The sequence below is a fragment of the Teredinibacter turnerae T7901 genome, from assembly GCF_000023025.1.
GTDB lineage: Bacteria > Pseudomonadota > Gammaproteobacteria > Pseudomonadales > Cellvibrionaceae > Teredinibacter > Teredinibacter turnerae_B.
The window spans coordinates 972,152-993,911 of sequence record NC_012997.1; the positions used below are offsets into that span (position 1 = coordinate 972,152).

Consider the following 21,760-nt stretch of genomic DNA (forward strand, 5'->3'; position numbering starts at 1 on the left):
TGAGGTCAATACAATGAAAGTTCGTGCATCAGTAAAAAAAGTTTGCCGTAATTGCAAAATCGTACGTCGTAAAGGCGTTCTGCGTGTAATTTGTAGCGTAGAGCCCCGTCACAAGCAGCGTCAAGGTTAAGCGATTGGTGTACTTGGGTGCTGCGCAATGCGTAGAACCCTTCAGAGTTCCTGCTCTGATAAATTGGAGGTGTTGACTGTCGCAAAGCTGGAAACGGTTTTGCTATTGCAATTTGGTGGTTTTATCGCTATCCTTCGCGCCCTTTCGGCGTAGTGGGTGGTGTTAACCGCTGTCAACACTGCATATCGTATCTTTTTGGAGTAAATTGGATGGCTCGTATAGCTGGTGTCAACATACCAGACCATAAGCATGCCGTTATTTCCCTGACTTACGTGTTCGGGATTGGTAAAACAACCGCCAAGCAGATTTGTGCTGCTACCGGCGTTGCGGAATCCACCAAAATCAGTGCTCTCGACGACGCAAAAATGGATGAAATCCGTGCGGAAGTTGCTAAGCACACGGTTGAGGGTGATTTGCGCCGTGAAATTTCCATGAATATCAAGCGTTTGATGGACCTCGGTTGCTACCGTGGTTTGCGTCATCGTCGCAGCTTGCCAGTTCGTGGTCAGCGCAGCAAAACCAATGCTCGTACACGTAAAGGTCCTCGTAAGCCGATTAAAAAGTAATCGCAGCGGATATTTGTAAATTCATTTATATTCTTCGGGAAATAATGCTATGGCTAAGCCAAGTAAAACCACGACAAAGAAGAAAGTCAAAAAGACGGTTGTCGATGGTATTGCGCATATTCATGCCTCGTTTAATAACACTATCGTGACGATTACTGATCGTCAGGGTAATACACTGTCTTGGGCCACTGCCGGTGGTTCAGGTTTCCGCGGTTCTCGTAAGAGCACTCCGTTCGCCGCACAGGTTGCAGCCGAGCGCGCTGGTCAAGCAGCGCAGGAATACGGTCTAAAAAATCTCGACGTAGAAGTTAAGGGCCCTGGTCCTGGTCGTGAATCTGCCGTACGCGCACTGAATAATGTTGGTTACAAAATCACCAATATTACTGATGTGACGCCTATTCCTCACAACGGTTGTCGTCCACCCAAGAAGCGTCGAGTATAAGGAGGAGTCCCCGTGGCACGTTATTTAGGTCCAACTTGTAAACTGTCTCGCCGCGAAGGAACAGATCTGTTCCTGAAAAGTGGTGTCAGACCTTTAGAAAGTAAATGTAAAGCCGAAACTGCGCCTGGTCAGCATGGCCAGCGTCGTGGTCGTTTGTCTGACTACGGTGTGCAGTTGCGTGAAAAGCAAAAAGTACGTCGTACCTATGGTTTGCTGGAAAAGCAATTCCGTAGCTACTATAAAGAAGCTGCACGTCTTAAGGGCGCAACAGGTGAGAACCTGTTGAAATTGCTCGAAAGCCGTCTCGATAACGTCGTTTATCGTATGGGTTTCGGTGCAACTCGCGCTGAGTCTCGTCAGTTGGTTTCTCACAAGGCTATTCTGGTTAACGGTAAAGCTTTGAATATCCCTTCCTACCAGGTTAGCGAAGGCGATGTGATTGCGGTTCGCGAGAAGTCCAAAAATCAGCTTCGCATCCAAAATGCGTTAGGTATTGCTGCTCAGCGTCCTGATGTCGAGTGGGTCGATGTAAACGCGGATAAGAAAGAGGGTACTTTTAAACGAGTTCCTGATCGCGTTGACTTGCCAGCCGATATTAACGAAAACCTCATTGTTGAGCTTTACTCTAAGTAATTCTCTCCATTGAGTTTTTTATAGGAATATTTCAACTACAGGTACTTATATGCAGAGCGCAGTGAACGAATTTTTGACACCTCGTCATATTGATGTAACAGAGCTCGCGCCGACTCGAGCGAAGGTGGTTCTCGAGCCATTGGAGCGCGGTTTCGGTCATACCCTGGGTAATGCGTTGCGCAGAATTCTGCTGTCTTCCATGCCAGGTTGCGCAGTAACCGAAGTTGAGATCGCTGGTGTTCAGCACGAGTACAGTGCTATAGAAGGCGTTCGCGAAGATGTAATCGAGATTCTTCTCAATATCAAAAACCTCGCTGTTGTTATGCACGGCAAAGACACCACTACCCTGTCGCTTGTTAAGCAGGGCCCTGGTGTTGTAACGGGTGCAGACATTCAGCTGGATCACGATGTTGAGATCGCGAACCCTGAGCTGGTTATTGCCAATATCACTGGTGACGTGACGCTCGACATGAAGCTCACTATCGCCCGTGGTCGAGGCTACCAGCCGGTTGATGCGCGTCAGTCTGATGAAGACGAAACTCGCGCAATTGGCCGGTTGCAGTTAGACGCATCTTTCAGTCCGGTTCGCCGCCTGGCTTATACGGTAGAAAGTGCGCGTGTTGAACAGCGTACCGACTTGGATAAGCTGGTGCTGGATCTTGAGACCAACGGTACTATCGATCCAGAAGAGGCTATCCGTCGCGCAGCGACCATTCTTCAGCAGCAGCTGGCGGTGTTCGTTGATCTGGAAGGTGAGAAGGAAGTTGAGCCAGAGCAGAAGGAAGATCAAATCGATCCGGTACTTCTGCGTCCGGTAGACGACCTTGAGCTGACCGTACGTTCGGCCAACTGTCTGAAAGCGGAAAACATTTACTACATTGGCGATCTTATCCAGCGTACTGAAGTTGAGCTGTTGAAAACGCCAAACCTTGGTAAAAAGTCGCTTACAGAAATCAAAGATATACTCGCGTCACGCGGGTTGTCTTTGGGAATGCGACTCGAGAACTGGCCTCCCGCCAGTTTGAAAAACAACGACTAAGATGTTCAGCCGTTGGCTGGATGTAGAGATTGACTTGCTGAGATAGCAATCAGGTAAAGGGTAAGAATCATGCGTCATCGTCATAGTGGACGTCAATTAAACAGAAACAGCTCGCACCGAAAGGCGATGTTCCGCAACATGGTGTCTTCGCTGGTTGAACACGAGCTGATTAAAACAACACTGCCGAAAGCGAAAGAATTGCGCCGTTACGCTGAACCGCTGATCACTTTGTCTAAAGTGGATAGCGTCGCTAATCGTCGATTGGCTTTCGACCGTCTTCGCAATAAATCCACTGTTGGTAAGCTCTTTAATGAGCTGGGCCCTCGTTACGAAGGTCGCCCAGGCGGATACTTGCGAATTTTGAAGTGCGGCTTCCGCGCTGGTGATAAGGCACCAATGGCTTATGTAGAGCTGGTTGGTCGCCCTGAGCCAGTGGCTGAAGCGGACGTAAGCGCGGAAGATTAATTCCGCTCTTAGTCTCTCCTAAGAAACGCCGGATTATATCCGGCGTTTTTTTTTGCTCCGATTTTTCGCGGCTAATCGTTCTGCCGTCGACGCGACTTTTTAACTCGTTGCTTAACAAATAAAGCTACAGAATTTTGCTAATATTCATAAGCGTTATAGGACATTAACTATTGCTTATTAGAATAAAAATGTTGGTGTTATATTGCCAAAGCCCGTTGGTCGGGCGCATAGTGAACGGTCTAGGTGCAAAACGTTCAAAGCGTTTGTTGATTTGCGATTGCTGCTGCTTGTCCCCTTGGCCAGTGCTTTTCCTCCCGGAATTACTTCGGTATGCCGGCGTCAGGTGTTACGCGGTAGACACGTGATAAGCGTTTTGTAATATTTGGCGCTTAGTTTGCAGTATTCCACGATAAAACGAAATGCGGGCTGAAACTCTATGAGTGACTTGGATCGTCTGTTTTACTGGCGCGGAATCGCTAGTGATTATTTTAACTATCGGGGCGAACACGTCACGGTTCCCGTTGACAACAGGTTGAACCTGCTTGCAACAATGGGGCAGGACATCTCAAACTCGCAGGCGATAGCTGAAGCGGCGTATGAATTGGACGTGGGGCCCTGGCGGCACTTCCTTCCCCCACTCCAGACGAGTGTGCTGCACGACCCGGGTCAATCGGCAGAGTTCTACGTGAATCTGCACCCTGCGCGATTGGCCAAAGAGCTTGCTTGGGAATTAAGAGACAGCAATCAAAACGTGATCGATAAGGGAGCACTACTGCCGAAGGATGTGCCAGAGGTAGGCGATTATGTTTACGAAGCTGCGCGCTACTCCCGCAGGCAGATTTCTACGAATGTTACCGAACCTGGCTATTACACACTTACGTTATCACTATCGTCGGCACCCGATGATCCAGCAGTTAAACTTTCCGATGCAGAGAAGCTTACCGAGATAGAGGCGTGTCTCGCAGTGGCACCGGGTGCGGTCTACCAACCGTCCTGGCTCGAAACAGGAGAGAAGCTGTGGGGGTTCATTGTCCAACTCTACACGCTTCGCTCTGACAACGACTGGGGAATTGGCGATTTTTCAGATTTGAAGACGCTAATTGTACATGCCGCAGACGCCGGCGCAGATTTGATAGGCTTGAATCCTCTGCACGCATTACTTCCGGACGTCGGCACCAACAATAGTCCATACAGTCCGAGTGACCGCAGATTTATTAATACGTTATATATAGATCCTACTGCGGTCCACGAGTTTTCTGAGGTGGAGAAAGCAACAGGACGCAATCTTTATAAGGAGAACGCGCCGCTGTTGAGTGCACTGCGCGACGCAAACTTTGTTGACTACGCAAGCGTAAAAAACATTAAGTACCCTGTGTTCGAGGTGCTGTTTGATCATTTCTATGAGGTGTCGTACAAGAAAAAGGCCAGCCATTACACCGAATTTTCCAGTTTCCTGGAGGAAGCCGGGGAGCCGCTATATCAGTTTGCTCGTTTTGAATCAATTCGTAACAGCTGGCAAAACAGCTCGTTTGCCGCTATAGGTGAGTTGGATATACCCGATGGTATTGGAGACCTGGAAAGCCTTAGTTTACTAACTGAGGACACACAGAGGATCGTCTTGTTTCACTGTTATCTTCAGTGGTTAGCGCACGTACAGCTGGAAGCGTGTCAGATCCAGGCGGTAGACTGCGGTATGAAAGTGGGCTTGATTCGTGATCTGGCGGTTGGCGCGGAGGGAGGCGGTGCCGAGGTATATTCTCAGCCTGGCCAGTTTTGTACTCGCGCGTCTGTTGGCGCACCACCAGACCCCCTCGCGGAGCAGGGCCAGAACTGGGGCTTACCGCCGATGGACCCGGCGTTTTTACGCGAGACCGGGTATGCGCATTTTATTCAAATTTTGCGTGAGAATATGTCACTGTGTGGTGCCTTGCGGATAGATCATGCAATGAGCCTGATGCGGTTGTGGTGGTGTCCTCCAGGGACTACTGCGGATCACGGGGCCTATGTCTATTATCCATTTGAGGATATGTTAGCGCTCTTGTGTCTGGAAAGTTATCTAAATCAATGCGCGATTGTAGGCGAAGACCTTGGTGTTGTACCGCCAGAATTCAGGGAGGCGATCACGCGCGCAGGTATATTTACCAACCGGGTCTTTTATTTCGAGAAAGAAAATTACTCGTATTTCAAGCCACCGGAAAACTATGATGTCCACGCGCTGGCAATGGTCAACAATCATGATGTTCCAACGTTAAGCAGTTGGTGGAATGGCAATGATCTGGTATTGCGAGACAAGCTGGGAATATTCGAAGAAGGCGTGGATTATGAAACGATGGTCGAGCAGCGGCGCCTGGAGAAACAACAGGTTCTGGATTTTCTCCTAAAACAGGGAGAACTGCCTCCTCAGTGGCTCGATTTAAATATAGAGCGAGAAGCGGAGCCAACACTCATTAACGCTATTCTGGCAACGGTTTCCCGTGTCGCATCCCGCTTATATGTTATTCAGTTGGAAGATGTCTTGCTAATGGATGCGCCGGTGAATGTGCCGGGTACATTTAAAGAGTATCCCAATTGGCAGAGAAAACTATCACAGCCATTGGATGTAATTTTTAACCAACCACAGACTCAAGCGTTACTGGCACGCGTACATTCTGAAAGAAACCGCTAGGTTTGGAGAAAAATAAAAACATGGGTATTTTGACTGACGATGTAATTACGTCGATTGTTAACTCCGATTGTGAAGATGTTTTTTCTGTTTTAGGTTGCCACCAAATCAACCAGCACGAAATAGAGTTTCGTGTATTTATGCCTGATGCAGATTTGGTAGAAATATTTAGTTATCAAGATCAGACATTGATATTGGCTCTCACAAAGGTCCACCCGGACGGTTTGTTCTGCGGCCGAATGCAGGGAGAGCGACTGGAAAAATATTGTGTGAACGTTAAATACGGATCGGAATTTTATCTTCAGGAAGACCCGTACCGATTTGGCAGTGCGATAGGCGAGCAGGACCTTTATTTATTCGGCGAAGGTACACACGAACGAGCGTATCATTTTATGGGCGCTCAAATGAAAACTGTTGACGGCGTAAACGGTTGCCAGTTCGCTGTTTGGGCTCCGAATGCACGACGCGTTTCCGTTGTTGGCGATTTCAATCTTTGGGATGGCCGCAAGCACATGATGCGCAAACACATACCCAGCGGAATATGGGAGATATTTATTCCCGGTGTAAGTGAGGGGGCGCACTATAAATATGAAATAAAAACCCGTGAGGGTCACTTGTTGCCTCACAAAGCTGATCCCTACGGTTTTTACGCTCAGCACCCGCCAGAGAAGGCCTCGCGAATATACGATAATCAGCGCTACCAGTGGCAAGACGAGGCATGGCATACAGCGAAACAACGTTTTACCAAGCGCGATAAAGCGGTCTCTATCTACGAAGTTCATCTCGGGTCCTGGAAGCGCAAACCGCAAGAGGGCAACCGTTATCTGAGTTACCGGGAGTTGGCGCAAGAGCTCATTCCCTACGTGAAAGATATGGGCTTTACTCACATTCAATTGATGCCGGTGAGTGAATTTCCATTTGATGGTTCTTGGGGCTATCAGCCTATCGGACTTTTTGCTCCGACCAGCCGTTTCGGGACACCCGACGATTTTAAGTATTTTGTTGATCAATGCCACCAGGCTGAAATCGCTGTGCTAATTGATTGGGTGCCCGGACATTTCCCTACTGATGAGCATGGGCTTGGTCGTTTTGACGGCACACCGTTGTACGAGCACGCGGATGCGCGCCAGGGTTTTCACCCCGACTGGAACACGTACATATACAACTACGGGCGCAAAGAGGTGGCTACCTACCTCATGGCAAATGCACTGTTCTGGTTTGATGTTTTTCATATCGACGGCTTGCGCGTCGATGCGGTGGCATCGATGTTATATCTGGACTACAGCCGCAAGGAAGGAGAATGGTTGCCAAACGCCTATGGTGGTCGTGAGAACCTGGAAGCAATCGATTTTTTAAAGCATGTCAACGAACGTGTCTATCGACATTTCCCTGATGCCATGATGGTCGCTGAGGAGTCGACAGCTTGGCCAGGTGTGTCGAAACCGACGCATTTTGGTGGGCTAGGCTTTGGTTTCAAGTGGAATATGGGCTGGATGAACGATTCCCTCGAGTACATTTCCAAAGAATCGATACATCGGCAATATCACCACCACGATATGACTTTCAGCCTGTATTACGCGTTCAGCGAAAACTTCATTTTGCCGCTCAGTCACGACGAAGTCGTGCATGGTAAGCGATCAATTCTGGGCCGTATGCCGGGAGACAGCTGGCAGCAATTTGCCAATATGCGCGTGTACTACGCGTTTATGTGGGCGCACCCAGGTAAAAAATTATTGTTTATGGGAAGCGAATTCGCTCAGGGTGCAGAGTGGAATCACAATCACTCGCTGGACTGGCATCAGTTGGACATCGATGAGCATGCGAGTGTGCAGCGCCTGGTAGCCGATCTAAATCGTTTCTATGTTAATACACCGGCGCTCTACGAGGTCGATGGTGAAGGTGACGGTTTCGAATGGGTAGAGGCAGATGATCGCCATAACTCCGTGTTTGCTTTCTACCGCAAAGGTAACAAGCCAAAAGACAAAGTGCTTGTTGTTTGTAACTTTACCCCAGTGGTACGTGAAAATTACCGTGTCGGTGTGAACGAGCCGGGTACGTATACCGAGGTGCTTAATACAGACAACTCGCGCTACGGTGGTGGAAATATTGGCAACGCTAAACCACTGCAGGCTGAAAACGAGCCTTGGCATTTTCGTGATAACTCCATTGTCATCACGCTACCGCCGCTGGCAGCCGTCATCTTTTCTATCGAGGTAGACGCCTAGGAGCTGAGCTTCAACCCGTAATTTGATCCCCGATTAATAATTCATTTCGAGTCTGATTGGATAATTGTGTGAGCGATACGTTTAAGAACAAGCTTTATGCGAACTCACGCCCGGGGATGGCTTATCCTCTAGGGGCGACGGTTTTTGAGGGTGGGGTAAATTTTGCACTTTTCTCTGCCAACGCAACGAGTGTGCAATTGTGTTTGTTTGATCGCGCGACAGAGGAAGAGATTGCTCGTATAGATATGCATGGGCCTGACGAACAGGTTTGGCATGTATTTGTGGAAAGTATCGGCGATGGAACTTACTACGGATATCGGGTAGATGGTCCGTTCAAACCTGCTGAAGGTCAGCGATTTAACTCTGCGAAGCTGGTTCTCGATCCTTACGCGAAAAAGCTGTCACGGCAATTTGCTTGGGCGAATAGCTTGTATGGCCACGAACTCGATCACAAAGACCTCGACCTGAGTGCGAGCGTTGTTGACAGCGCTCCAAGCCTGCCCAAATGTGTGGTGGTGGATGAGCGGGCGTTAGTCTCGCCGGGCGTGGGGGAGCGCCCATCCAGGCCCCACGTGAACTGGGCGGATACCGTCGTCTATGAGACGCACCTCAAGGGCTATACGCAAATGCATGCGGACGTTCCGGTAGAGCTGCAAGGCACGGCTAAGGGCATGGGGCATGAATCCGTTGTCAACTATATCCGAGGCCTTGGCGTTACCAGTGTAGAGTTACTGCCTGTTCAAGGGTTCGTCTCTGAGTATTTTCTCATCGGAAATGGTCTCACCAATTATTGGGGCTATAACACACTCAATTTTTTCATGCCGCATCAGGCGTACCTTGCTACCGGTGATGCCAGCGAATTTCGCGATATGGTCGACGCATATCATCGTGCGGGGTTAGAAATTATCCTGGATGTGGTGTACAACCACACTTCTGAAGGTAATGAACTCGGTCCCACCCTGAGCTTCAGAGGGATCGATAACCTTAGCTACTATTCGCTGCAAGCGCACGATAAACGCTATTACGTGAACGACACGGGCTGTGGCAACACGCTGAATATTCGGCATCCGCGGGTTAACCAGATGGTGATGGACAGCTTGCGTTATTGGTACTGCGTGATGGGAGTTGATGGGTTTCGGTTTGATCTGGCGACGGTGCTGGGTCGCGAGTCCTATGGCTTTGACGCCGGAAGTGGATTTTTTGATTCGCTGAGGCAAGATCCGCAGCTGGCGGGTTGCAAGCTGATTGCCGAACCCTGGGATATAGGCCCAGGTGGATATCAGGTCGGTAATTTTCCCAGCGGATGGTCTGAGTGGAATGACCGCTATCGGGATACATGTCGTCGATACTGGAAAGGTGATAAAGGTGTGTTGCCGGAGTTTGCTCGTAGAATCCATGGGAGTGCTGATTTTTTTGAGCTCTCTGGTCGAGGGCCAGCAGCCAGCGTTAATTTCATCACCAGTCACGATGGCTTTACTCTGCACGACATTGTGACCTACAACCAAAAACACAATGAGCTAAATAAAGAGAACAACAGAGACGGGCACGATGGAAACTACAGCTATAACTATGGCGTAGAAGGGGAAGCCAACGATCGTCAGTTGTTGGCGATACGCTCGCGTCAAAAACGCAATATGCTCGCTACTTTGTTGCTTTCCCAAGGCACACCTATGCTATTGGCTGGTGACGAGTTCGGCCGCACCCAAGACGGTAATAACAATGCCTATTGCCAAGATAACGAACTCAACTGGATCAATTGGGACAAAATAGATGAAGCCGGTCGTGCGCTGCAACATTTTGTTCGCTATGTTTTGTCACTACGGCGTCAATATCCTCTGTTAACGTCCCACCGTTATATACATCGTCCAGGCGAAGTTGAAGACGAAATTAAAAGTGTGGTTCGGTGGGTTTCAGCTACCGGCGCAGAAATGCAGGAAAAAGATTGGAACAATCCTGAGTTTAAAGCCGTTGGTTGGATACTCGAGCAATACCCAGTATTTTGCAAAATTATGCCGGAAGATGAAGAGAGCGACTCGCTCTTTGTCGAACAGGCTAAATGTCGCATCCTTATTTTGTTTAATGCGGAAGATGCGGACAGGACATTTACGATTCCCATCGGTACACCGGATGCCGATGGTATTGAAGCAAGTTATTGGAACTGTGTGCTAGATACCTATGAAAGCGATGGTATTCCAAAAACGCTGATCCAGAAAAAAGGTGGCAAAGTATTATTGCGACCGCGCTCGTTACAAATGTTGGTGGCCAAGTTCTAGTCTCATTGGCCTGCTATCGTGGAATAGCGCAAAAGTTTCGTGAGACTATTTAGCTCAGTAGTTCGAAGTTAAAATTCAGAGGATGGCGGTATGGCAAGTGAAATACAAACACCTGTTTTAAGTAATGACCATGAACAGGTCAACAAAGATCTGCACCGGCATTTTAATTTTACTCTGGGGCGTTTCGATACTGACGATATAAGCGGATACATGCTGACTGCGCTTGCGCTGACTGTTCGAGATCGCTTAATGGAGCGTTGGCGCTTAACCAAAGAAACCGAAGTCGCGAACAAAAGCCGCAAAGTATTTTACTTGTCTTTGGAGTTTTTGCTGGGTCGAAGTTTGGGTAACGCCATTCTTAATTTGAATATGCAGGATTCGGTTAGGCAAGCGTTGGCAGATTTTTGTTGTTCGCTCGAACACATTGAAATGGATGAAAAAGACGCAGGGCTTGGCAACGGTGGCCTCGGTCGCCTGGCAGCGTGTTTTATGGATTCGTGTGCCACACTTGCATTGCCGGTCGTCGGATACGGTATTCGCTATGAGTACGGAATGTTTCAACAAAATATTGTCGAAGGGCGCCAGGTTGAGCAACCCGATCACTGGTTAATTGCGGGTAACCCTTGGGAAATTGAACGTCCAGGGCATTCGCAGGTTGTGCGATTTTACGGTCATTCGGAATTTTATAAAAATCACTCGGGTGAAACCTGCGTGCGCTGGGTCGGCACTCAGGATGTGCTTGCTGTCCCATACGATATGCCAATTCCCGGTTACAAAAACGACAAGGTGAATACGTTGCGCCTGTGGAAAGCCGCAGCAACCGAAGAGTTTAATTTGCAGGAGTTCAACGAAGGCGATTACGCTGACGCAGTTGCGCAAAAAAATCTGGCAGAGCAGATAACCATGGTGCTCTATCCAAACGATGCCAGCGAAAATGGAAAAGAGCTGCGTCTGCGGCAACAATATTTTTTGGCATCAGCCAGCTTGCAGGATGTTATTGCTGAATGGATCAAGGAGCGCGGCGCCGATTTTTCAAACTTCGCCGAATTTAATTGTTTTCAACTGAACGATACACACCCAACGCTTGCCGTCGCTGAGTTGATGCGATTGTTGGTAGATATCTATGGCTTGGAGTGGGAGAAGGCCTGGACAATTACCTGTAAGACCATGGCTTACACGAACCATACTTTGTTGCCTGAAGCGCTGGAAAAGTGGTCCGTGCATATGATGGGCGAACTACTTCCCCGCCTGTTGCAAATTATTTATGAAATTAATGCCCGGTTTTTAGCGTTAGTGGCAAAACGCTGGCCGGGCGATACTGATCGTCAGCGCCGGATGTCTCTGATCGAAGAAGGGGGACAACCTCAAGTAAGGATGGCCTACCTGGCTATTGTGGGCAGTTTTTCCGTTAATGGCGTGGCTGAATTACACTCTCAGTTGCTCAAAAGCGGTTTATTTAAAGATTTTTACGAACTCTGGCCGGAAAAATTCAACAACAAAACTAACGGTGTTACGCCACGGCGCTGGCTTGCGCACTGTAACCGAGGTCTGGGTGATATTCTTACCGATGTCATTGGCCCGGGATGGAAAACCGACTTGTCGTTACTGGAGAAACTGAAACCATACGCTGAAGATACGGCGTTTCAGGAACGTTGGGCGCAAGTTAAGCTGCAAAACAAAGAAGTATTACGCAACAGGGTGTTGCAAAAATGTGGTGTTGAATTCGACACCCACAGTTTGTTCGATGTGCAGGTAAAACGAATCCACGAATACAAAAGGCAGCTGCTGAATATATTACATGTTATTCACCTCTATGACCGGATTACGCGTGGAGATACCGAGGGGATGGTACCGCGTTCAGTGCTAATCGGCGGCAAAGCCGCACCTGGCTATGCGCTGGCAAAACTTATTATCAAGTTGGCCAATAATGTCGCCAAGGTGGTCAATGCGGACGATAAGGTTTCACCTTTGCTTAAGTTGGTGTTTTTACCCAATTACCGCGTTAAATCTATGGAGATTATATGCCCTGCGGCAGATTTATCGGAGCAAATTTCCACCGCGGGTAAAGAGGCGTCTGGTACCGGTAACATGAAGTTCATGATGAATGGTGCCCTGACGATTGGCACTTACGACGGCGCCAATATTGAAATTCTTGATGCGGTAGGCCAGGAGCACTTTTTCCTGTTTGGATTGAGGGTTGAAGATATTCCCGAATTCCGGCTTCACAACGACCCCAATCACATCATCGAACAGGATGAAGATTTACAGCGCGTAATGCGGTTGTTGGAGTGTGGCCACTTTAATATGTTCGAGCCTGGGTTATTTGAACCTATTGTTCGTTCTATTCGCAGCCCGTTAGATCCTTGGATGGTTGCAGCGGATTTTCGTAGCTATGTGGATGCGCAAAAGCAGGTTGCTGCTGCGTATACCGATAAATCGAACTGGTTGCGTTCCAGTATTCTTAACACAGCAGCAAGCGGGTATTTTTCCAGCGATCGTACGATTGCCGATTATGCTCGTGAAATTTGGAAAATATAAAAATCTTTATTTGAAGCCTGCCTGTTTGGAGGGGACGTACATGTTGGCGTCTAGTCTTTTTAAATAGAGGTTTCTCGGCAAAAAATGATTGGAGGAAACCGATGTTAGACCCTAATTCTCGTTATGTCAGTCGTTTAACGCGCGATACTATGGCGCTAATTCTCGCTGGCGGACGTGGTAGTCGTTTGCATGAGCTAACCGATTGGCGGGCAAAGCCTGCGCTTCATTTCGGTGGAAAATTTCGTATTATCGATTTTCCACTGTCGAACTGTGTTAACTCGGGTATAAGGCGGGTAGGGGTACTAACACAATACAAGGCGCACTCATTAATTCGTCACTTAGTACGAGGTTGGAGTCACTTCAAAAAAGAATTAGGCGAATACGTTGAAATACTTCCTGCTTCGCAGCGTTATTCTCCAAATTGGTACCAGGGTACGGCGGATGCTATTTACCAAAATCTGGATATTATTCTAGATGAAGCACCGAAATACGTGATGGTGCTCTCGGGTGACCATGTTTATCAAATGGATTATGGCTCCATGCTTGCGTACCACGTGGAAACCGGCGCAGATTTGACTGTTTCATGCATTGAAGTCCCAATTGAAGAAGCCGCCGGTGCATTTGGTGTTATGACCGTTGACGACAATAACCGGATTCTTCGATTCGATGAAAAACCGAAACATCCGACTGAACTGAACGATATGCCGGGGATGACACTCGCATCCATGGGTAATTATATTTTCAATACTGAGTTTCTGTTCGAACAACTCCGTGCCGACGCTGAAAATCCGGAATCTGAGCACGACTTTGGAAAAAATATTATTCCGGCGATTATCAAAAACTCAAATGTTCGCGCATACCGCTTTCGAGATCATGAAACAGACAGGGCTTCGTACTGGCGTGATGTTGGTACGCTCGACTCTTTCTGGCTAGCGAATATGGAACTGGTTGAGCCCTCGCCGCAACTGAATCTCTACAACCAGGACTGGCCGATTTGGACCTACCAGACGCACCTGCCGCCAGCAAAGTTCGTTTTCGATGACGATGATCGCAGAGGTTACGCTGTGGATTCAATGGTTTCGGGCGGTTGTATTGTGTCTGGTGGAAAGGTAAGCAAATCTCTGTTGTTTTCAGATGTTCATGTCCACTCCTATACCGATTTAGAAGAGTCGGTTGTGTTACCTAATGTCCAGATCCATCGGCACGCAAAAATTAAACGCGCAATTATAGATAGCGGTTGTGAAATTCCTGAGGGAATGGTGATTGGACACGATCATGAGCATGATACCGCGCGAGGTTTCCGCGTTACGAAGAAAGGGGTGGTGCTGGTGACTCGCGAGATGCTTGGTCAGCTAACGCCAAAATAAAACCTATTTAGATTCAAGCAATACGGCAAACGCAGTTAATGAATTACGACAAACGAGTTTTAATGATCGCAGCGGAGAATGACGCGTTGCGTGGGGCAAAAGTTGGTGGAGTAGCAGATGTACTGCGGGACATTCCCGCTGCCTTAGCGGGTATTGGTACCTCAGTTGACGTAATAATTCCCTCTTACGGTTTTTTAGCAAGACTTCCCAATATAGAAATTTGCACGGAGTTCAATGTATTTTTCGGCGGCGCAAACTCTCGAGTCCAGCTACTTAAAGTTCCGTCAGAAAACAGTGTCAGCAATTATGTTCTTCACCATCCCGCGTTCGCGCCGCAAGGAGAAGTGGTTTACTGCAACGACGAGCATCAACCTTTTGCCACGGATGCTACTAAATTCGCGTTTTTTTGTTTGGCTGTTGCAGAAGCGCTACGTTTAGGCGCAATCGCGCGACCCGATGTTATTCACTGCCACGATTGGCATTCGGCTTTCCTGCTGATCCTGCTTCGCTTTGCGCCTGAATATAAAAGCTTTAATGAGATCCGCACGGTATACACCATTCATAATCTTGCAATGCAAGGTGTAAGGCCGTTTAAAAACGATCCTTCGTCGTTGGAAGCATGGTACCCCCAGCTGTACTACGACGGGCTGCAAATTTGCGATACGCACAACCCTTTTTGTGTGAACCCGATGCGAGCGGCGATTCGTCTTGCAGACCGGGTGCACACCGTGTCTCCCACCTACGCAGAGGAGATTCTCCGTCCCAGCAATCATCCTTTGGGAATATACGGCGGCGAAGGTTTGGAGGGCGATCTGCAGCAGCGTAGCGACTCAGGGGAGCTAATCGGGATCATCAACGGCTGCGAGTATCCAAAAGGCGTTCGTTATGCGGCACCTGCAAAGAAAAAACTGGTTTCTGTTGCGCAAGAAAGTCTGGTTCAATGGGCTAGCCACTCAGCCGTGTTGGCGAGCGCTCACTTTGTGGCGAGTAAACGACTGCAGCAATGGGCTGCGAAAAAGACACGCGGGTTTAACGTTACCTTTGTTGGCCGATTGACAGAACAAAAAGCGGCTCTGCTGGTTACCCGCCTTCGCTCGGGCAAGCTGGCGTTAGAAGAAATGCTGGATGCGCTTTGCGATCGCGGCCAATTTGTTATGTTGGGCAGCGGCTCGAGCTATCTTGAAGAAGCAATGCTTAAACTTAGCGGAAGCCATGAAAATTTCATTTTTCTCAACGGTTTCTCTGCTGAGTTGTCATTGAACATCTATAGGTACGGCGACCTCTTTTTGATGCCCAGTTCATTCGAACCCTGCGGAATAAGTCAAATGCTGGCGATGCGTGCAGGCCAACCTTGTTTAGTTAATGGCGTGGGTGGATTGCGGGACACCGTCGATCATCAAAAGACGGGGTTTTGTTTTAACGGTGAAAACGCTCAATCTCAGGCGCAGGCGATGTTAACAGAGTTTCGTCGGATATTGTCTATGCATGAAGCTGATCCTAAATCGGTAAAAGATATAGGGGCGGCTGCCGCCGAGGTTCGCTTTGACTGGCAAGCAGTTGCTGAACGCTACGTTAACGAATTATATAGAATTTAATTAATTTTTTTAATCATTGGGGAGATACCACCATGCACAAGCGTACACTATTAGTCATTGCACTTGTTTTTACTGTGATAACGGGCTGTTCCCGTCATAGTGAACTGCATGAAGCGATGGAAACCATGGGCGATTCGTTTAAAGCTATGCGAAACGAAACTGATAAAGCCAAGCTACAAGAAGAGCTGGCTGCGTTCAAAGGGGCGCTGGATATTGCAATTCAGCAAAAAATTATGCCGGAAGACCAGTCGGTTTTTGACGAGGGCATGAAAAAAACGCAGGAGGCTTTGGCTCAACTTGAGGCCGCAGTTGCCAGCGGCAACGATGCTGCCATTGCCGAAGCCTTGAAAAAAGTTGGTGGATTTCGTAAAGAGTTCCACGAAAAACTGGGCGTTAAATAAACGCCCAATGCCAGCCTAGCTGTTATTCAGCATGGGTTTTAGAAATCGCCCGGTATGGGAGCCGCGTTTCTTGGCGACCTGTTCGGGCGTGCCTTCAGCGATTATCTGGCCACCACCGCTTCCTCCCTCTGGTCCCAAATCGACAATCCAGTCTGCAGTTTTAATTACGTCCAGGTTGTGTTCGATAACGACGATGGTATTGCCATGGTCACGGAGTTTATGAAGTACCGTAAGCAATTGCTGAATATCGTGAAAATGCAGGCCGGTAGTCGGCTCATCAAGAATGTATAGCGTTTTCCCTGTATCTCTTTTGGATAATTCTCGGCTCAGTTTAACTCGTTGTGCTTCGCCGCCAGACAGTGTAGTAGCTGCTTGGCCCAGACGAATATACGATAAACCTACGTCTATGAGTGTTTGCAATTTTTTTGAAATTGCCGGTATTGCATCGAAAAATTCGCGGGCGTCTTCGACTGTCATATCCAGACATTCGTGAATATTCTTTCCTTTGTAGCGAATTTCTAATGTTTCGCGATTGTAGCGTTTGCCTTTACATACATCGCACGGCACGTAAACGTCAGGAAGAAAATGCATTTCCACTTTCACCACGCCGTCGCCCTGGCAGGCTTCACAGCGACCACCCTTAACATTAAAACTAAATCGACCTGGTTTGTAGCCCCGGGAACGCGCCTCTTGTGTACCGGAGAACAGCTCGCGCATCGGAGTAAATATGCCGGTATAGGTCGCGGGGTTAGAGCGCGGAGTGCGTCCTATGGGGCTCTGATCGATATCGACACATTTGTCGAGCAGGTCCAAGCCCGCTATGCCGTCGTGGTCTGCTGGGGTCAGGGTGGTCGCACCGTTTAGCTCAGTTGCGGCCAAAGGGTACAGCGTGGCATTTATTAACGTCGATTTGCCAGAACCCGACACGCCGGTGATACAAGTCATAACACCAAGCGGAATTTTAAGGTCAACGTTCTGCAGATTGTTCCCACGAGCGCCGGTTAGTACGAGCTGCTTTTCCGGGTCACCTTTGTGTCGAACCTGTGGGATAGCAATTTGTTTGCGTCCAGAAAGATAATCGGCAGTCAGAGAATTCTTGTTTTTGAGTACTTGCTTAAAGGTGCCTTGGGCAATGATTTCTCCACCGTGCACGCCGGCGCCAGGGCCAATATCTACAACGTAATCGGCGGTGCGGATGGCATCTTCGTCATGCTCGACAACGATTACCGTGTTTCCCAGATCACGCAAGTGAGTGAGAGTTTGCAGCAGACGGTCGTTGTCGCGCTGGTGGAGTCCGATGGAAGGCTCATCGAGAATGTACATCACGCCAACCAGTCCGGCACCAATTTGACTGGCAAGTCGAATACGTTGCGCCTCTCCACCGGAAAGTGTGTCGGCGCTACGATTTAATGTTAAGTAATTTAAGCCAACGTCATTCAGGAATTTATAGCGATCGCGTATTTCCTTTAGAATTTTTTCTGCAATTTCCTGGCGGCTACCTGTAAATGCCAGGGTTGCGAAATAATCACAGGCCTCCGCCACGGGGAAGCTGGTGATGTCTGGGAGGTTGTGTTCATCGATAAACACATGACGGGCGTCTTTTTTTAATCGCGCGCCACCGCAACTCGGGCAATTCATGGTCGACAAAAATTTAGCCAGTTCCTCACGTACCGAATTAGAATCGGTGTCGCGGTAACGCCGCTCAAGATTCGGGATAACACCTTCAAATGCATGATTGCGATGGTAGACATCGCCACGATCGTTGGCATAACTAAAGTCGATTGTTTCTCCGTTTGATCCGTGAAGAATAACTTCGCGGTGTTTTTTTGCGAGCTTTTTCCAAGGTTTATCGACATCAAAACCGTAGTGATCAGCGAGTGAGGTGAGCATATGAAAATAATACAGGTTGCGTCTGTCCCATCCGCGAATCGCACCCTCAGCGAGTGAAGATTCTGGAAACTGAATGAGCTTGCCCTCAGAGAAGAACTGTTTAACGCCCAAGCCATCGCAGGTGCTGCAAGCGCCCGCTGGATTATTAAAAGAAAAAAGGCGCGGTTCCAGTTCCGCGAGGGAGTAATCGCATATTGGACACGAATGCTTCGCCGAAAAAATCTGGTCCGGGGCGGTGCCGTCCATATCTGCAATTATCGCGATTCCTTCAGCGAGGTTAAGCGCAGTTTCAAAGGATTCTGCGAGACGGATTTTAATATCCTCCCGTATTTTAAAACGGTCGACAACAACTTCGATGGTATGCTTTTTTCGCTTGTCCAGTTTGGGCGTATCATCCAGGTCGACGACCAAGCCGTTGATGCGCGCGCGGATAAAACCGTCTCTTCGTAAATTTTCGAATACGTGTAAATGCTCTCCCTTACGCTCGCGGATAATCGGTGCCAACAGCATCGTTTTACTGCCTTCGGGCATGGTCAGTACTTGGTCGACCATTTCAGAAACTGTCTGTGCTGCAAGAGGTTCACCATGCTCCGGACAGCGTGGTTCGCCAACGCGGGCAAACAACAAGCGCAGGTAGTCGTATATCTCTGTGATAGTGCCGACAGTGGACCGGGGGTTGTGGGAGGTGGATTTTTGTTCGATGGAAATTGCGGGGCTCAAGCCTTCGATATGATCGACATCGGGCTTGTCCATCATGGATAGGAATTGTCGAGCATATGTCGAAAGCGATTCGACATACCTTCGCTGACCTTCCGCGTAGAGTGTGTCGAACGCAAGTGATGACTTTCCTGATCCGGACAGACCGGTAATGACGATGAGTTTGTCCCGCGGAAGTTGCAGGTCGATATTTTTCAGGTTATGGGTGCGGGCCCCGCGTACTACTATGCTGTCCACTTAAAAATCCGTCGAATGTTGGCGTAAACGAGAATTATACGCTGTTGCGAGTGATGAAGTTTAATTACCCACCGCGGTCAGACATTACGGTGAGTTGAGAGCGTAAAAAACCCGGCATTGAGCCGGGTTTTTTCCACTAGGACAGGTGGGAGCGTGAGATGCCCTGGGTAGGGTCAGTCTTCGAGGTCATCCATGTCTCGCACCCAGTTACTGGCTTCGAGACGGTTGCGCACGCCAATTTTTTTGTACACGTTGTACAAATGGCTTTTAACTGTGTGCTCACTTACCGATAGCGCTTCTGATATGTCGGCGTTGGTCGCGCCATCTTTTATCAGCTTAAGTATCTGTTTTTCACGTTTAGTGAGTTTCACATTAGGGCGCTTGATGTTAGATGGCGCTTTCCTGTTTTTGTCCAGGAAGGTGTGGAGCAGGCGCCGGGGCACCCAGAAATCGCCATCGAGCAGGCACTTCAAGCCGCGGATCAGCTGCTCCTGCTCTGTATCAACATAAAACAGGCCCGAAACACACGGCCATTCCAGCAGGCTTTCCTGCTCGCTTTCGTATTCTGCGTTCAGTAACGCGGCGGTTACTGATTCGAAAGAATCCTGAATTTCGCGAACATACTTGCTGAGGTTTTCTAAATCCTGGCCATTACAATCTATAAGCAGTACGGATGTGTTACCTGGAACGCTTTTCAGCTCCCTGTGCACACTGCAATCCAGCTTCAGCTCGTCACCAATAAGCTTTGCCAGCAGGCCAGTTTGCAGGCTGCTGTTCGCTGAGAATAAAACGATCTGTTGACCTTGTCCTGTGGTGTCCGATTCTAGTAAAGACACGTGAATACCTGAGTAGCTTGGGGTACAACTGACTTCGCAGTCAGCGTCCGAATTGTTTATTGTTGTTATCTCTTCCACCTTTTAGGGACGGAATCACAAAGCATTGTAACCCATATTTGTTTCATGCAGTACCAAAAAGGATTATTAAAAACGTGCCAATTCCGCATTTATCTAATTCTTAAGTGTTGAAAAAAACGCGTTTTTCTCAGAGTCCTAATACCTCTGGTTTTGTGGTGGCGCGTATATAATTGTTCGCATATTTGGTGTCCAATTTCCCGCAGGGCAAAACAGTTCTGTGTTCCCCCGGGCACCAGGCTGCTAAAATCGCCGTCCTTTTCCATTTCACAGGAAGCCATATTTTGCACTCACAGGTCAAATCTGTTGCGTCACTTTCTCTGCTCTATGCATTCCGGATGCTAGGTCTGTTTATGGTCTTGCCGGTTATGATGCTGTACGGCGATGGGTACGCAGGAGCGACCCCATTTTTGCTCGGGGTCGCTCTCGGCGCGTACGGGCTTACCCAGGCTATTTTTCAAATTCCACTTGGTTTACTGTCGGACTTGTTTGGCCGCAAGCCGGTGATATTGATAGGGTTACTTATATTCGCCGTCGGCAGTCTTGTGGCGGGCTCAGCGACTTCGATTGAAGGCTTGATTATTGGGCGGGCCCTCCAAGGGGCGGGAGCGATCGCTAGCGCGATCATGGCAATGGTGGCGGACCTTACGACAGAGGACAACCGCACCAAAGCGATGGCGGCTATCGGGGCTTCTATCGGATTGTCTTTTTCAATTGCGATGGTGCTTGGCCCGGTATTGGCGTCCGTCGCAGGTCTGTCAGGGGTGTTTTTTGCCACTTGTGGGTTGGCGTTGCTGGGGGTTCTGGTGCTCTTGTTCGTGGTGCCCAAGCCGGCACAGCCCACGGGTAAGAGTCATAGGGATTCTGGAGCGATTCCAGCCTTGATGGGTAAAACAGCACAGAACCCCCAGTTGTTGCGGCTTAATCTGGGAATCTTCAGTCTCCATTTTGTTCTTATGTCGGCATTCGTGGTAGTGCCGCGCATTCTGGAAAGTGGCTTGGGCATCGCGAGAGAAAATCACTGGCACATTTATCTCGGTCTGCTGTTGGGCGCTCTAATTATCATGATGCCGTTTATGATGCTCGCCGAGCGCAAGCGCATGGTCAAACAGGTTTTCCTTCTCGCTATATTCCTACTTGGGGCCGCGCTAGTGGCTTTGGCTTTGTGGCACACTACGGCGATGGTGGTGATTACTTTGCTGCTGCTGTTTTTTGTCGCATTTAACTTGCTGGAAGCCACTCTGCCGTCGCTTGTTTCGAAGGTCGCGCCTGCGGGAGCTAAGGGCACAGCAATGGGCCTGTACTCAACCAGTCAGTTTCTCGGCGCATTTGCTGGCGGCACATTGGGCGGTTGGTTGCTCGAGCAGAATTCGGCTACGGCCGTTTTGTATGTCGCTGCTACTGTCACCGCGTTGTGGTTGCTAGTCGCAATTTTTATGCAAGCACCGCGGTACTTAACCAGTATCTGCATTAATGTGGGGGGCGACTTCGCCCGTACGCCTGCGGTACTTTCGGTAACCGGGGTTGCGGAAGCGCTCATGGTGCCTGAGGAAGGTTTGCTATACCTGAAGGTAGATCGCCAAGCGCTGGACCAACAACAACTTGCGCACGTAGTGGGTACAGAAGTTTAGGCATATAAAAGCAAGCTTTGACGGTAAAAAGCCGTTAA

At 48.9% G+C, this 21,760-nt stretch carries 16 protein-coding genes; 14 read left to right on the forward strand and 2 right to left on the reverse strand.

Annotated features, from left to right (window positions below; genetic code table 11):
• Positions 1-13: 13 nt before the first annotated feature.
• The 13 genes from rpmJ to TERTU_RS04125 all read left to right on the forward strand — a co-directional run bounded on the left by rpmJ (position 14) and on the right by TERTU_RS04125 (position 16,336).
• Positions 14-130: a 50S ribosomal protein L36 gene (gene rpmJ / locus TERTU_RS21200; RefSeq protein ID WP_080516688.1), complete on the forward strand. Its 117-nt coding sequence runs from the start codon at positions 14-16 to the stop codon at positions 128-130.
• Positions 131-339: 209 nt separating this feature from the next.
• Complete coding sequence (gene rpsM / locus TERTU_RS04070) at positions 340-696, forward strand: 30S ribosomal protein S13 (protein WP_015818064.1); 357 nt, start codon at positions 340-342, stop codon at positions 694-696.
• Between the two features lie 49 nt (positions 697-745).
• Entirely contained in the window at positions 746-1,138 is a 393-nt protein-coding gene (rpsK, locus tag TERTU_RS04075) for a 30S ribosomal protein S11 (RefSeq protein WP_015819123.1), read from the forward strand.
• A 12-nt stretch (positions 1,139-1,150) separates the two neighbouring features.
• Positions 1,151-1,771 carry a 30S ribosomal protein S4 gene (gene rpsD, locus TERTU_RS04080; protein ID WP_015820770.1) on the forward strand — a complete coding sequence of 207 codons (621 nt, stop codon included), beginning with the start codon at positions 1,151-1,153 and terminating at the stop codon, positions 1,769-1,771.
• A 49-nt stretch (positions 1,772-1,820) separates the two neighbouring features.
• Complete coding sequence (locus TERTU_RS04085) at positions 1,821-2,810, forward strand: DNA-directed RNA polymerase subunit alpha (protein ID WP_015817483.1); 990 nt, start codon at positions 1,821-1,823, stop codon at positions 2,808-2,810.
• A 69-nt stretch (positions 2,811-2,879) separates the two neighbouring features.
• Complete coding sequence (gene rplQ, locus TERTU_RS04090) at positions 2,880-3,275, forward strand: 50S ribosomal protein L17 (RefSeq protein WP_015818843.1); 396 nt, start codon at positions 2,880-2,882, stop codon at positions 3,273-3,275.
• 436 nt (positions 3,276-3,711) lie between these two features.
• Positions 3,712-5,940: a 4-alpha-glucanotransferase gene (gene malQ, locus TERTU_RS04095; protein WP_015816949.1), complete on the forward strand. Its 2,229-nt coding sequence runs from the start codon at positions 3,712-3,714 to the stop codon at positions 5,938-5,940.
• Between the two features lie 20 nt (positions 5,941-5,960).
• A complete protein-coding gene (gene glgB, locus TERTU_RS04100) occupies positions 5,961-8,162 on the forward strand; it encodes a 1,4-alpha-glucan branching protein GlgB (protein WP_019601928.1) in 2,202 nt (733 codons plus the stop codon).
• 116 nt (positions 8,163-8,278) lie between these two features.
• Positions 8,279-10,435: a glycogen debranching protein GlgX gene (gene glgX, locus TERTU_RS04105; protein WP_049772790.1), complete on the forward strand. Its 2,157-nt coding sequence runs from the start codon at positions 8,279-8,281 to the stop codon at positions 10,433-10,435.
• A gap of 90 nt (positions 10,436-10,525) precedes the next feature.
• A complete protein-coding gene (locus tag TERTU_RS04110; protein WP_015820678.1) occupies positions 10,526-12,973 on the forward strand; it encodes a glycogen/starch/alpha-glucan phosphorylase in 2,448 nt (815 codons plus the stop codon).
• Positions 12,974-13,074: 101 nt separating this feature from the next.
• Positions 13,075-14,340, forward strand: coding sequence for a glucose-1-phosphate adenylyltransferase (gene glgC / locus TERTU_RS04115; RefSeq protein WP_015819770.1), 1,266 nt, complete (start codon positions 13,075-13,077; stop codon positions 14,338-14,340).
• Between the two features lie 38 nt (positions 14,341-14,378).
• Positions 14,379-15,935 (forward strand): glycogen synthase, encoded by a 1,557-nt coding sequence (locus TERTU_RS04120; protein ID WP_015818170.1) that lies wholly within the window; start codon positions 14,379-14,381, stop codon positions 15,933-15,935.
• A gap of 32 nt (positions 15,936-15,967) precedes the next feature.
• Positions 15,968-16,336, forward strand: a complete 369-nt coding sequence (locus TERTU_RS04125) for a cytochrome b562 (protein WP_015817928.1) — start codon at positions 15,968-15,970, stop codon at positions 16,334-16,336.
• 15 nt (positions 16,337-16,351) lie between these two features.
• Here the strand turns inward: TERTU_RS04125 and uvrA are convergent, their stop codons facing one another.
• Complete coding sequence (uvrA, locus tag TERTU_RS04130) at positions 16,352-19,180, reverse strand: excinuclease ABC subunit UvrA (RefSeq protein ID WP_015817202.1); 2,829 nt, start codon at positions 19,178-19,180, stop codon at positions 16,352-16,354.
• A gap of 173 nt (positions 19,181-19,353) precedes the next feature.
• On the reverse strand, positions 19,354-20,016 hold the full coding sequence (locus tag TERTU_RS04135; protein WP_015817502.1) for a LuxR C-terminal-related transcriptional regulator: 663 nt from the start codon (positions 20,014-20,016) through the stop codon (positions 19,354-19,356).
• 359 nt (positions 20,017-20,375) lie between these two features.
• Between TERTU_RS04135 and TERTU_RS04140 the strand changes: the two genes are divergently transcribed.
• Positions 20,376-21,722, forward strand: coding sequence for an MFS transporter (locus tag TERTU_RS04140; protein ID WP_015819252.1), 1,347 nt, complete (start codon positions 20,376-20,378; stop codon positions 21,720-21,722).
• Positions 21,723-21,760 lie beyond the last annotated feature (38 nt).

Excerpts from the sequence above, each read along its gene's own strand:
- TERTU_RS04125 (WP_015817928.1), top strand. The coding sequence starts at position 15,968 with ATGCACAAGCGTACACTATTAGTCATTGCACTTGTTTTTACTGTGATA.
- TERTU_RS04085 (WP_015817483.1), top strand. The coding sequence starts at position 1,821 with ATGCAGAGCGCAGTGAACGAATTTTTGACACCTCGTCATATTGATGTA.
- malQ (WP_015816949.1), top strand. The coding sequence starts at position 3,712 with ATGAGTGACTTGGATCGTCTGTTTTACTGGCGCGGAATCGCTAGTGAT.
- rpsM (WP_015818064.1), top strand. The coding sequence starts at position 340 with ATGGCTCGTATAGCTGGTGTCAACATACCAGACCATAAGCATGCCGTT.
- glgB (WP_019601928.1), top strand. The coding sequence starts at position 5,961 with ATGGGTATTTTGACTGACGATGTAATTACGTCGATTGTTAACTCCGAT.
- TERTU_RS04120 (WP_015818170.1), top strand. The coding sequence starts at position 14,379 with ATGAATTACGACAAACGAGTTTTAATGATCGCAGCGGAGAATGACGCG.
- glgC (WP_015819770.1), top strand. The coding sequence starts at position 13,075 with ATGTTAGACCCTAATTCTCGTTATGTCAGTCGTTTAACGCGCGATACT.
- rpmJ (WP_080516688.1), top strand. The coding sequence starts at position 14 with ATGAAAGTTCGTGCATCAGTAAAAAAAGTTTGCCGTAATTGCAAAATC.
- rpsK (WP_015819123.1), top strand. The coding sequence starts at position 746 with ATGGCTAAGCCAAGTAAAACCACGACAAAGAAGAAAGTCAAAAAGACG.
- TERTU_RS04110 (WP_015820678.1), top strand. The coding sequence starts at position 10,526 with ATGGCAAGTGAAATACAAACACCTGTTTTAAGTAATGACCATGAACAG.
- glgX (WP_049772790.1), top strand. The coding sequence starts at position 8,279 with ATGGCTTATCCTCTAGGGGCGACGGTTTTTGAGGGTGGGGTAAATTTT.
- rplQ (WP_015818843.1), top strand. The coding sequence starts at position 2,880 with ATGCGTCATCGTCATAGTGGACGTCAATTAAACAGAAACAGCTCGCAC.